At 43.9% G+C, this 11,470-nt stretch carries 10 protein-coding genes; 5 read left to right on the top strand and 5 right to left on the bottom strand.

The genetic code is table 11. The features are described from left to right. Positions 1-103: 103 nt before the first annotated feature. Genes FS736_RS11645 through FS736_RS11635 form a run of 3 tightly spaced genes read left to right on the top strand, consistent with a single transcriptional unit; the run spans position 104 to position 2,592 of the window. Positions 104-736, top strand: a complete 633-nt coding sequence (locus FS736_RS11645; protein WP_144477268.1) for a GNAT family N-acetyltransferase — start codon at positions 104-106, stop codon at positions 734-736. Between the two features lie 39 nt (positions 737-775). Further along, positions 776-1,423, top strand: a complete 648-nt coding sequence (locus tag FS736_RS11640; protein WP_144477265.1) for an acetoin utilization AcuB family protein — start codon at positions 776-778, stop codon at positions 1,421-1,423. Next, positions 1,420-2,592 carry an acetoin utilization protein AcuC gene (locus FS736_RS11635; protein ID WP_144477262.1) on the top strand — a complete coding sequence of 391 codons (1,173 nt, stop codon included), beginning with the start codon at positions 1,420-1,422 and terminating at the stop codon, positions 2,590-2,592. The genes FS736_RS11640 and FS736_RS11635 overlap by 4 nt, the downstream gene beginning before the upstream one ends. A gap of 394 nt (positions 2,593-2,986) precedes the next feature. On the opposite strand, the gene ccpA is transcribed toward FS736_RS11635, so the two are convergent. Next, positions 2,987-3,985 carry a catabolite control protein A gene (gene ccpA, locus FS736_RS11630; protein ID WP_144477259.1) on the bottom strand — a complete coding sequence of 333 codons (999 nt, stop codon included), beginning with the start codon at positions 3,983-3,985 and terminating at the stop codon, positions 2,987-2,989. Positions 3,986-4,245: 260 nt separating this feature from the next. Beyond that, complete coding sequence (locus tag FS736_RS11625; protein WP_144477256.1) at positions 4,246-5,319, bottom strand: bifunctional 3-deoxy-7-phosphoheptulonate synthase/chorismate mutase; 1,074 nt, start codon at positions 5,317-5,319, stop codon at positions 4,246-4,248. Positions 5,320-5,691: 372 nt separating this feature from the next. Between FS736_RS11625 and FS736_RS11620 the strand changes: the two genes are divergently transcribed. Then, complete coding sequence (locus tag FS736_RS11620; RefSeq protein ID WP_144477253.1) at positions 5,692-7,851, top strand: cell division FtsA domain-containing protein; 2,160 nt, start codon at positions 5,692-5,694, stop codon at positions 7,849-7,851. 23 nt (positions 7,852-7,874) lie between these two features. Here FS736_RS11620 and ytxJ read toward each other — a convergent pair whose 3' ends face one another. The 3 genes from ytxJ to FS736_RS11605 form a co-directional block, all read right to left on the bottom strand. Next, positions 7,875-8,204: a bacillithiol system redox-active protein YtxJ gene (gene ytxJ / locus FS736_RS11615; protein WP_144477250.1), complete on the bottom strand. Its 330-nt coding sequence runs from the start codon at positions 8,202-8,204 to the stop codon at positions 7,875-7,877. A gap of 166 nt (positions 8,205-8,370) precedes the next feature. Next, positions 8,371-8,853 (bottom strand): YtxH domain-containing protein, encoded by a 483-nt coding sequence (locus FS736_RS11610; RefSeq protein WP_251544734.1) that lies wholly within the window; start codon positions 8,851-8,853, stop codon positions 8,371-8,373. A gap of 17 nt (positions 8,854-8,870) precedes the next feature. Continuing rightward, positions 8,871-9,350, bottom strand: coding sequence for a DUF948 domain-containing protein (locus FS736_RS11605; protein ID WP_144477247.1), 480 nt, complete (start codon positions 9,348-9,350; stop codon positions 8,871-8,873). Between the two features lie 1,001 nt (positions 9,351-10,351). Between FS736_RS11605 and FS736_RS11600 the strand changes: the two genes are divergently transcribed. Next, the gene (locus FS736_RS11600; RefSeq protein ID WP_144477244.1) at positions 10,352-11,467 is read left to right on the top strand and encodes an aminopeptidase; all 1,116 of its coding nucleotides are present in this window, start codon (positions 10,352-10,354) and stop codon (positions 11,465-11,467) included. Positions 11,468-11,470: the final 3 nt, after the last annotated feature.

The following is an 11,470-nucleotide window of genomic DNA, read 5'->3' as shown; positions in this document are numbered from 1 at the left end:
AAAGTCCTTGTCTAAAAACAGAAAATTTTGTGAAAGCGCTTTTATTTGTTAGATTTTATGTATAATAGAATTATCGTTTTAATTGTTGACGGGTGGTGACTGAATGGAACATAAAAAGACTTATAACGCAAAAGAACTGAAGACTCCTCATGGCCGTTTGATCATTGAAGGCCCGATTTCTCCTGAAAAACTGGCAAGCTATGAATTCCACGAAGATTTGGTGGCTTTCCGGCCTCCAGCCCAGCAGCACAAGGCGCTGGTTGAGATTTCCGGTCTGCCTGAAGGACGGATCATTGTGGCTCGTTCAGGGCATATGATCGTCGGCTATGTAACTTATCTGTATCCAGACCCGCTTGAGAGATGGTCTGAGGGAAAAATGGAAGATTTGATCGAACTTGGTGCAATCGAGGTCATACCTGAATTTCGCGGGTGCTCAGTCGGCAAGAATTTGCTGATGGTTTCCATGATGGATGACGCGATGGAAGATTATATCATTATAACTACTGAATATTACTGGCATTGGGACCTGAAAGGAACAGGGCTCAATGTATGGGAATATCGAAAAGTCATGGAAAAAATGATGAATGCAGGCGGTCTTGTCTGGTACGCGACAGATGATCCTGAAATCAGTTCGCACCCGGCAAACTGTCTTATGGCACGGATTGGCAAGAGAATTCCCCCTGAATCTGTGCAAAAGTTTGACCAACTGCGGTTCATGAACCGTTTTATGTATTAAAGCTTAAAAGATACCTCATCAGTCAAGGAGGAAGGAATTATGATCGTCGAGGAAATTATGAAAAAGAACGTCACGACGCTTTTTCCTGAAGATACCATTGCAGCCGCGATCAAACTGATGGCGGAAAATAAAATTCGGCATATTCCCATCGTGAATAAGGACCACGCAGTGATCGGACTCGTTTCGGATCGCGATATCAAGGATGCTGCCCCGTCGGTTTTCCACTGGGATGAACATAAGGGGGAGCTTGATAATCCGGTAAAATCAATTATGACCACAAATGTGATCACCGGGCACCCTTTGGATTTCGTCGAAGAAATATCAGCTGTGTTCTATGAACATAATATCAGCTGCCTTCCAATCATCAATGACAGGAAGCTGGTAGGTATTGTAACAGAAACAGATCTGCTGCATACGCTTGTAGAGCTTACAGGCGCCCACCAGCCCGGCTCCCAGATTGAAGTAAAGGTTCCCAACAAAGCAGGCATGCTTTGCGAGATAGCATCCTTGATCAGTATGCGGAAGGCAAATATCCAAAGTGTACTTGTCTACCCTGACCAAAAAGATGAGCGGTACAAAATCCTCGTTGTAAGGATTCAGACGATGAATCCAATCGCAGTGATCGAGGATCTGAAAAAAGCGGGACACCAAGTACTCTGGCCTAATCTCCCAGGTGTTTCATCATGACCGACCGCTCTGTGTTTGTCTTTTCAGACGAGCTGCTGAACTACCGGTTCAGCAGCAACCATCCTTTTAACCAGATGCGGTTGAAGCTTACGCTGGATTTATTGCGTAAAATCGGCGCAATTGAGGACAGTCAGATTGTTGCGCCACGGATGGCCACGGATGAGGAACTTCACCTCGTCCATGATCCCAATTTTGTAAACGCTGTTAAGCTTGCCGGCCAGGGAAAGCTTAAAGCTGAAACCGCGGAAGGATATGGACTGGGAACGGAAGACACGCCGATTTTTGACAATATGCATGAAGCAAGTGCTTTGCTTGTTGGCGGCACGCTGACGGCAGTGGATTATGTGATGAACGGAAAGGCTGATCATGCTTTGCACCTAGGCGGAGGCCTTCATCATGGGTTCCGCGGCAAAGCTTCGGGCTTCTGCATTTACAATGACAGTTCTGTTGCGATTAAATACCTGCAGAAAAAATACAATGCACGGGTTTTATATATCGATACCGATGCCCATCACGGCGATGGCGTTCAATGGTCATTCTATGATGACCCGAATGTATGCACATTATCGATCCATGAAACCGGCCGCTATCTTTTTCCCGGTACAGGCAATGTGAATGAACGCGGGCAGGGCAAAGGCTACGGGTATTCTTTCAATATCCCGGTCGATGCTTTCACAGAGGATGACTCATGGCTTGATGCCTATCGAACATCACTGATTGAAATAGTCGAATTCTTCAAGCCTGATGTCATTCTGACGCAAAATGGGGCGGATGCCCACTATCTTGATCCATTGACCCATCTGTCGGCAACGATGAAAATCTATCGGGAAATTCCCAAGCTTGCCCATGAGGTTGCCCATAAATATTGCAGTGGCAAGTGGATTGCGGTTGGCGGCGGAGGCTACGACATTTGGCGCGTGGTACCAAGAGCCTGGTCACTGATCTGGCTTGAGATGATTGAAAACTCAAACTGTTATGGCAGTTTGCCGCAGGAATGGATCGATGAATGGAAGGATCAGGCACCTGTTGAATTGCCGCTTGAATGGGATGATCCAGAAAACTTATACCCGCCAATCCCGCGAAAACCGGAAATTACAGAAAAGAATGCCCAGACAGTCGAAAAAGCATTGTATCCAATCCGCTCTAATAAAAAATCAGAAACTGTCTAAGTGCGAAACCGGGTGTTTGTATCCCGGTTTTTTGTTTTACAGAAGGGAGATATGCTGCAGGCAAGGTCGACATTTCGAGTTGGTCGAAAAAACTTGAAATGTGGTCGAAAAAACCGAAAATGTGGTCGAATTAATTTGAAATGTGGTCGAAAAAACTGAAAAAGTGGTCGAATTAATTTGAAAAGTGATCGAATTAATTCAAAAAGTGGTCGGCTTACTTTAAATTGTAGGCGTTAAGGTTAAATAAAAGCAGCCGAGACTTTCATTGGTTAGTGCTGTATCAGAAGATTTGGCAGTATTTTTTTATATCACGTTGGATTTCATCTTTTATAAGAGGATTTCACGTAATTTTGCTAAAAAAGCCCCTTGCATTTGCTGCAAGAGGCTGCTCAGATTATTTCGTTGAATCCCTGTTTTCGATCCGGTGTGGCAGGACGACGATATTCTCATCCACTTTTTCTTTGTTCATGTATTTCGTCAATAAGCGCATGGCAACTGCTCCGATATCGTATAAAGGCTGGACAACCGTTGTAAGCTGAGGGCGTACCATTAATGTCAATCTTGTATTGTCCGAAGCGATTACTTCGAAATCTTTTGGAACGCTGTATCCTCGGTCAAAAGCACCGTGGATGACTCCAAGTGCCATTTCATCCGACCCGACCAGGATTGCTGTTGGCTTCTTGTCGAGCTCGAGGATTCTTTCAATTGCCTCGAGACCTGAATCATACGTATAATCTCCCTCGACCACAAGCTCTTCGTTATACTGAATTCCTGCGTCTTTTAATGCACGCTTGTATCCTTCAAGCTTTTTATCCTTGTTGATTGGCTCCAGCTGCGGCCCAATCACGAATGCAATTTCCTTATGGCCTTTTTCTACAAAAGTAGAAACTGCATCGAATGTCGCCTGCTCATAGTCGATATTTACAGATGGTATTTCACCTGTTTCCTCGATTGAGCCTGCGAGGACGATTGGCACTGGTGACTTTTTGAATTCCTCAACATGTTCTTCCTTAATATTGCCGCCCATGAAAACAATTCCATCAACTTGTTTGCCAAGCATAGTGTTCAGCAAATGCAGCTCTTTTTCAATGTTTTGGTCAGAGTTGCTCAAGATAATGTTGTATTTGTACATTGTAGCAATATCTTCGATTCCCCTTGCCAGCTCCGCAAAAAACGGGCTTGCAATATCGGGAATGATCACGCCGACAGTTGTTGTCTTCTTGCTTGCCAGTCCGCGTGCAACTGCATTTGGACGGTAGCCAAGACGGTCAATGACCTCCATGACTTTCTTTCTTGTTGCTGGCTTAACATTCGGGTTTCCATTGACAACACGTGAAACCGTTGCCATTGAAACGTTCGCTTCCCGTGCAACATCATATATTGTAATATTCATCTATTTCACTCCTTAAGGTAATAAACGGCATTTTTCGCTTAGTTTACAGCAAAAATTGAAACTATAATCATTTTTTGAGTTTGTGATTATATGTACAAGTTTAATTATGTTATTAATCATACGATATCCACAACAATCCCGCAATCTGAACATCTTATTTTTATATATTTTTATTGCGATCTGGATATTGTCTTCTTTTTAAGTTACCCCTAATTGCTCATGAAAAAAACCTTCCTTTTTAAAGGAAGGTTTCTTAAACTTTACACTCTTACAAATGGAGTGGATTTTAATCCCTCTAAAAATTCATCAAACTGTTTAAGATCCATTTGCTGTGCGTTGTCGGACAAAGCGACTGCTGGATCTGGATGCACCTCTGCCATGACGCCATCTGCTCCGATTGCCAGTGCGGCTCTAGCTGCCGGCAGCAATAAATCCCTTCTGCCAGTTGAGTGGGTAACGTCCACCATGACCGGCAGATGTGTTTCCTTTTTCAGGATAGGCACTGCGGAAATATCAAGCGTATTCCGGGTAGCTTTTTCATATGTCCGGATTCCGCGCTCGCATAGAATGATTTGGCCATTTCCCTGTGCCATGATGTATTCAGCGGCATTAATGAATTCTTCAATCGTAGCGGCAAGCCCGCGTTTTAATAAAATCGGCTTGTTCACTGCCCCTGCTGCTTTAAGAAGCTCGAAGTTTTGCATATTGCGGGCACCGATCTGTATGACATCCAGATAATCCACGGCAATTTCAATGTCAGCAGGTGTGACGATTTCACTGATGACAGCTAGATCATACTCATCCGCAACTCTTTTTAAAATCTTCAGTCCTTCGACACCTAATCCCTGGAAGTCATAAGGTGAAGTCCTTGGTTTAAAAGCACCGCCGCGAAGCAACTTGAAGCCTTTCGCTTTAACCGCTTCCGCCACTGTGGCTACTTGTTCATATGACTCTACTGAACATGGACCGAAAACAAAGTCCGGAGTTCCATTGCCAATTTTCAATCCTTTAATATCTATTATCGTATCTTCAGGCTTTTTCTTCCTGGAAACAAGAAGAGCTTTGCGGTGGTCATCTGATTGAAGTTCAAGTCCGGCTTTGAAAATTTCCTTGAAGATATGCTCAATCGTGGAATTTTCAAAAGGCCCATTATTGCTTTCCTTGATCAAATCGAGCATTTCTCGTTCACGAACAGGGTCATAACGATAGACGCCCTGTGTTTCTTTTGCACGGCCAATTTCCTGGACGAGCAGGGCTCTTTCATTAATTAATGAGAGAAGCTCTAAATTCAATTCATCCACACGATTCCTAAGCTGGTCAAGATTTTTTGTCATTTTCCTTCCCGTCCTTTCGAAATTCATTTTAGCCCTACCTTTAAGAATCATCAAGAAAAGAACACCAGGTTCTTTTAATGCCAGGATGAGAAACAGTGATCACCTGAATCTTCTTTATAGCGATAGAGTTGTATGGTGCTTTTTTAATATCGTCGGCTTTCTGGAGCCCTGGCCTAAAGCAAAGGCATCAGAGACCGATAATATTAAGAGGGCCTTATGTAAAGAGCCTCATCTACTGTGGTTAAGCTATACAATATAATAAAAGTAATTATATCTGAAAAAAATATCGTTGTCACGCATTTTTCTTTAATAATTAAACGCTTTTAAGCGATAAAGCATCATATGATACTTTAAGTTAGAGGGTGCACGAATTTGCAAGTTAATAATAAACTGTTTGCGTTAGATATCGGGACGCGTTCCGTAGTGGGAATCATCCTGGAAGAAACTGATGGACATTATGAAGCAATCGAAATCATAATCCGTGAACACAAGGATCGAGCGATGCTGGACGGCCAGATCCATGACGTCCTCTCCGTATCAGACATCATTTCTGAAATCAAAGAAGAATTGGAAGTTACACATGGCCCGTTAACCAAGGTTTGTGTGGCTGCAGCCGGCCGCGCCTTGAAAACAGAACGTTCAAAAGCAATTATCGATATTTCTGGCAATCCGATGTTTTCGAAGCAAGATATCCTCCATCTTGAACTAAGTGCTGTCCAGCTTGCACAAGCTGCCGTAGCTGGAGAAAAAAGCAATGATCTGGGGCATCACTATTATTGTGTCGGATATTCTGTGCTTTATTACCAGCTTGATGGAGAAGTAATCGGGAGCCTGATCGATCAGCGCGGATCAGAGGCTTCTGTTGAAATCATTGCAACCTTCCTTCCTAAAGTGGTCGTGGAGTCACTGCTTGCCGCTTTGGATCGGGCTGGTCTGGAGATGGACGCCCTGACACTCGAACCGATTGCCGCAATCAATGTATTGATACCTGCTTCAATGAGAAGATTGAACGTTGCCCTCGTTGATATCGGTGCGGGGACATCAGATATCGCGCTCACGGATTCAGGGACTGTAATCGCGTATGGAATGGTGCCAGTTGCCGGAGACGAAATAACTGAAGCTGTCAGCGATGAATTCCTGCTCGACTTCCCTCTTGCTGAAAAAGCAAAGCGGGAGCTGCTCGAAAATGAATCCATTACCATTACCGACATACTTGGGTTCGAGACTGTCATCAGCAAAGAGGAAGCGATCGAAAGGATCACCCCTGCGATTGACCGCCTGGCAGAAACGATCGGTGATGAAATCCTGAGATTGAATAACGATAAATCACCAAAAGCAGTCATGCTTGTCGGTGGGGGCAGCCTGACACCTGATTTGACCAGAAGGCTTGCAAACAAGCTGAACCTGCCGGACAACAGAGTTGCCATCCGAGGTCTTGATGCCATCTCATCTGTTTCATTTGCGAGCCATATCACGAAAGGACCCGAGCTTGTCACGCCAATCGGAATCGCGATTGCGGCAAGACAATCCCCTGTCCAGTATCATACGGTATACGTGAATGGACAGCCGGTGAGGCTTTTCGAAGTCAATAAATTGACCGTAGGAGACTGTCTGCTGGCCGCAGGCATCAAAATGAATAAGCTGTACGGCAAACCGGGACTTGCGATGATTGTCAGCCTGAATGGCAAGAATGTGACCATACCCGGCAAACATGGGCAGCCACCTGTTTTACTGAAAAATGATATACCTTGTACTTTTGATGATCAGGTGGATGGAGGCGATCAGCTGACTGTCGAGAAGGGTCAGGATGGTGTCAGAACAGCGCTGACACTCGAAGATTTGATTGGAGAGCTTCCTGCCAAAACTATCATCCTCAATGGAGAAAGGTATGAAATAAGGTCAAAATTGACCTGCAATGGCCTGCGTGTCCCGATTTCACAGCAAGTTGCCGACAGGGACGAAATCAGCTTTGAGATGGCAGACACAATTGAAGACGCACTGAAGGAACTCAATCAGGCAGAAATCCTTAGGGATACACGCCCTTTCTATGTCAAGATTGACGGGAAGGAACAAAAGATTGCGGAGTTCATGGGAAAAATTCATGTGAATAATGTGCCAGCCAGCCTGAATAATAAATTTGACCACCTTGATACGATACGCTTTGAAAAGGGAACAGAACCCACACTCCGAAGACTTACAGAGTTACTTGGCATACGTGCGATGGACACTATGCCTATCTTCTTTAATGGACAGCAGATCCAGCTGGAGCACGAAATAACAGCGTTCGTCAGGGAAGGTACCAGGATTGGGATGGACGAGCAAATCTTTAACGGAGACCAGATTACTACAAAACAAAAAGAGGTGCAGCCATTCATATTCCAGGATGTTTTCAATTTTGCCCAAATCGATATTCCCAAGGAGACACGCGGATTCACTTTGTTGAAAAACGGTGATAAAGCAGCGTTTGACGATTGTCTTGCACCAGGGGACGAGTTAAATATCACTTTTGAAAATCCGGTCAGTATAAAGTAAAAAACATCCTTTCGGATGTTTTTTTACTTTAGATTCTCTTCTTTTGCCGCAGACAGCGATTTTGCCGTGATTTTAAAGTGAGAAGCATGCCAAGCGACATCAGAATTGACAAATAGAATAGCCTGTGGCGATTCATGCTTAACATGGAATTTCTCGGCAATATGGTTTGATAGATCGCGGGAATCCTGGACAGTTAAATAATATAATTGGCCGTTGCTTTTTTGCTCGAACTTGGCAAACTCATCATACCCAGTTGCGCTGATTGGACAGGTTGTGCTGTGCTTCAGCATGAAGAACGTTTCACCGGAATCGACAAGCTTATCGAATTCTTCAATGGAATTAATTTTTTGCATCCTACTCTCTCCTTTTTCATGGCTCTGATCGCTTTGCCTATTTATCATTCCTGATGATTCGCGAATACTTTGCAGAACGTTGAAGTGATTATCTATGCGAAAAAAGCTCTTTAAATAAAAATAAACGGTGAAGTAATCTTACCACTTCACCGTTTACAAGACAAACTTACTGATTCAGTTTGCTTTCTGTTTCATCAAAAGCCTTTTGTGTTTCTTCAAGCTTTTTCTGAATTTCTTCTCCAGTGGCCGTATGCGTATTATCCATGGAGCTTGTCTCTGCCATGGAAGTTGGCACTTCCTGCAGCGGGTCTTCCTCGGAAACAGAAGAAGATGTTCCGTCCTGGTTTTTCATGTCCTTCACTTTGTTAACAAGATTAGAAGACTGCTGTGTCACAGTTTCTTTTAGCCCGCCTGCCTTCTCCTTCGCTACAGAAGCTAGATCCACGCCCTTGGTTTTAAGTGTTGAAGTTTGCTCATTGAGCGATCCACGCAACTCTTTCCCTGACTTCGGAGCCAGCAATAATGCCGCGATTGCCCCGGCAAGGCCGCCAACAATCGCACCAGTAACAAAATCTCTGGAATTGCTGTTATTACTGTTACTGTCCCTCATTGATCCATTAACATCATATTGACTTTGTTCCCTGTTCATTTTATCTCCACCTTTCATTAATACCTAACTCGTTCTCTTTGCCTCGCTACCATCTCTTCGCCTTCCATTTGATGGTCAATTCGTGCTGTTTTTTTTGACTGCCATTTGTCCTTCAACTCAAGGAATACATTGCTCCACTGAACAACCTGTGAAATCTTGTCCTTATTCCTGTCAATCTGAAGGTCAACCATTGTTTGAACATTATGGATCGATTGGTTGAATCTCTGAACAGAATTTCCTACATCCTTCACAGCATTAATGACACCGTTCAAGCTCTCAGATTTTCTGGAAATATCGTCAGCCAAATTGTTTGTTTTATGCAGAAGCTCCGTTGTTTCACGAGTCACACCATCCAACTGCTTCTCCAGGCCATCAAGCGTGCCTGACACACTGTCTAAAGTTGTTTGCAAAGATTTTAGAGTTTTGGATAATGAAACTACCAAAACTAAGAATGCGATTGCTATTACCGCAACACTTAAATACAAAATAATTTCCACTGTTGAACACCTCCGTTAGCATATGTACATTTTACCCAGCATAAGGCGACGTAAACCACCTTGTCCATTAACTATTTCAATAGACACATCCCCTTTTCCTTCCTCTCTTAGCATATCTTTCTACAACATAAAATTCCAGTTAAGTGATTATATATATTTAAGTTTTGCAGGAAGATAATATGGTTAAAAAGTGAGATTTCTTGCATTGCTGATAGCTTTCTGGGCATCCCTGTTTGAGGTGCGAAGCTGAATTTAACAGGTTTTCTCATATATCTGCTCAACCTGTCAAGATTCCATGCCTTTTTTGACAGCTTTTCCACTTTCCCTGCTCAACCTGTCAAAATCCCATGCTTTTCTTGACAGCTTTTCCCACTCAACCGCCCAACTTGTCAAGATTCCATGCTTTTTTTGACAGCTTTTCCTCTTCACCAGCCAAACCTGTCAAGATTCTCTGCTTTTTTTGACAGCTTTTCCCCTTCACCCGCTCAACCTGTCAAGATTCTCTGCTTTTTTTGACAGCTTTTCCTCTTCACCCGCTCAACCTGTCAAGATTCCATGGTTTTTTTGACAGCTTTTCTCCTTCACCAGCTCAACCTGTCAAGATTCCATGCTTTTTTTGACAGCTTTTCCTCTTCACCCGCTCAACCTGTCAAGATTCCACGCTTTTCTTGGCAGCTTTTCCACTTTTCCTGCCCAACCTGTCAAGATTCCACGCTTTTCTTGGTAGCTTTTCCACTTTTCCTGCCCAACCTGTCAAGATTCCATGCTTTTCTTGACAGCTTTTCCGCCTATCCAACTCAACCTGTCAAAATAAACTGCTGATTCTGACAGCTTCCCTCCTTCTCGAGTCCAACCTGTCAAAATCCCATGCTTCTTTTAACAGATGTTTCCCTTTACCAATCCAAACTGTCAGAACTCTTGAAAGGAATTGAGCACAAATTTCGGCGTTTCGGTTACAATATGATTATGTGTTAAATTTTACATACTTAGGAGTGATTCATTTGAAAGACCCACGTATACAGAAGCTGGCGAAAAACCTGATCAATTACTCTGTCAAGCTTCAAAAAGGAGAAAAAGTCCTGATTGAGAATTTCGGCCTTCAGCGCGAGCTTGTTACGGCCCTTGTAAAAGAAGCCTACGAGGCTGGCGGTTATCCATTCGTATCCTTGAAGGACCACCAGGTGGACCGGGCGCTGCTTATGGGTGCTCAGCAGGAGCAGTTTGATATGATTGCTGACTTTGAAGCCAATGTAATGAGTAAAATGGATGCGTACATCGGGCTGCGTTCTGGAGATAACATCAACGAGCATGCTGATGTCCCGGCAGACAAAATGAAAATCCATGGCAGTACAGTCGGCAAAAAAGTCCATCGGGATATTCGCGTTCCAAAAACGAAATGGGTTGTCCTACGCTACCCGAACTCAGCAATGGCACAGCTTGCTAAAATGAGCACGGAAGCTTTCGAGGACTTCTATTTCGATGTCTGCAACCTCGATTATGGCAATATGGACAAGGCAATGGACAGCCTTGCAGAGCTGATGAATCGCACAGACAAGGTAAGAATCACTGGACCAGGGACAGACCTGACTTTCTCCATCAAGGATATCCCGGCAGTTAAATGTGCCGGCGAGCTGAACATTCCAGATGGCGAAGTTTATACAGCACCTGTACGCGATTCGGTCAATGGTGTGATTACATACAATACTCCTTCCCCTTACCAGGGTTTCACCTTTGAAAATGTGAAGCTGACCTTCAAGGATGGAAAAATCGTGGAAGCGACTGCGAATGATACAGATCGCATCAACAAGATTTTCGATACCGACGAAGGAGCAAGGTATGTTGGAGAATTTGCGATTGGCGTGAATCCATACATCCTCCACCCGATGCAGGACATCCTGTTCGATGAAAAAATCGATGGAAGTTTCCACTTCACACCAGGACAATGCTATGATGATGCATTCAATGGCAATCATTCCAACATCCATTGGGATATGGTCAATATTCAGCGTCCAGATTACGGCGGCGGAGAGATCTATTTCGATGATGTCCTGATCCGAAAAGACGGCCGATTTGTCATTCCGGAATTGGAAGGCTTGAATCCCGAAAACCTAAAATAACAA

The sequence above is a fragment of the Cytobacillus oceanisediminis 2691 genome, assembly GCF_007678455.1.
Classification (GTDB): domain Bacteria; phylum Bacillota; class Bacilli; order Bacillales; family Cytobacillaceae; genus Mesobacillus; species Mesobacillus oceanisediminis_A.
This window is presented reverse-complemented; position numbering and strand designations above follow the sequence as displayed.

Coding starts and splice junctions, on each gene's coding strand:
- FS736_RS11645 (WP_144477268.1), top strand. CDS start 104: ATGGAACATAAAAAGACTTATAACGCAAAAGAACTGAAGACTCCTCAT.
- ccpA (WP_144477259.1), bottom strand. CDS start 3,985: ATGAATATTACAATATATGATGTTGCACGGGAAGCGAACGTTTCAATG.
- FS736_RS11625 (WP_144477256.1), bottom strand. CDS start 5,319: ATGACAAAAAATCTTGACCAGCTTAGGAATCGTGTGGATGAATTGAAT.
- ytxJ (WP_144477250.1), bottom strand. CDS start 8,204: ATGCAAAAAATTAATTCCATTGAAGAATTCGATAAGCTTGTCGATTCC.
- FS736_RS11635 (WP_144477262.1), top strand. CDS start 1,420: ATGACCGACCGCTCTGTGTTTGTCTTTTCAGACGAGCTGCTGAACTAC.
- FS736_RS11610 (WP_251544734.1), bottom strand. CDS start 8,853: ATGAACAGGGAACAAAGTCAATATGATGTTAATGGATCAATGAGGGAC.
- FS736_RS11640 (WP_144477265.1), top strand. CDS start 776: ATGATCGTCGAGGAAATTATGAAAAAGAACGTCACGACGCTTTTTCCT.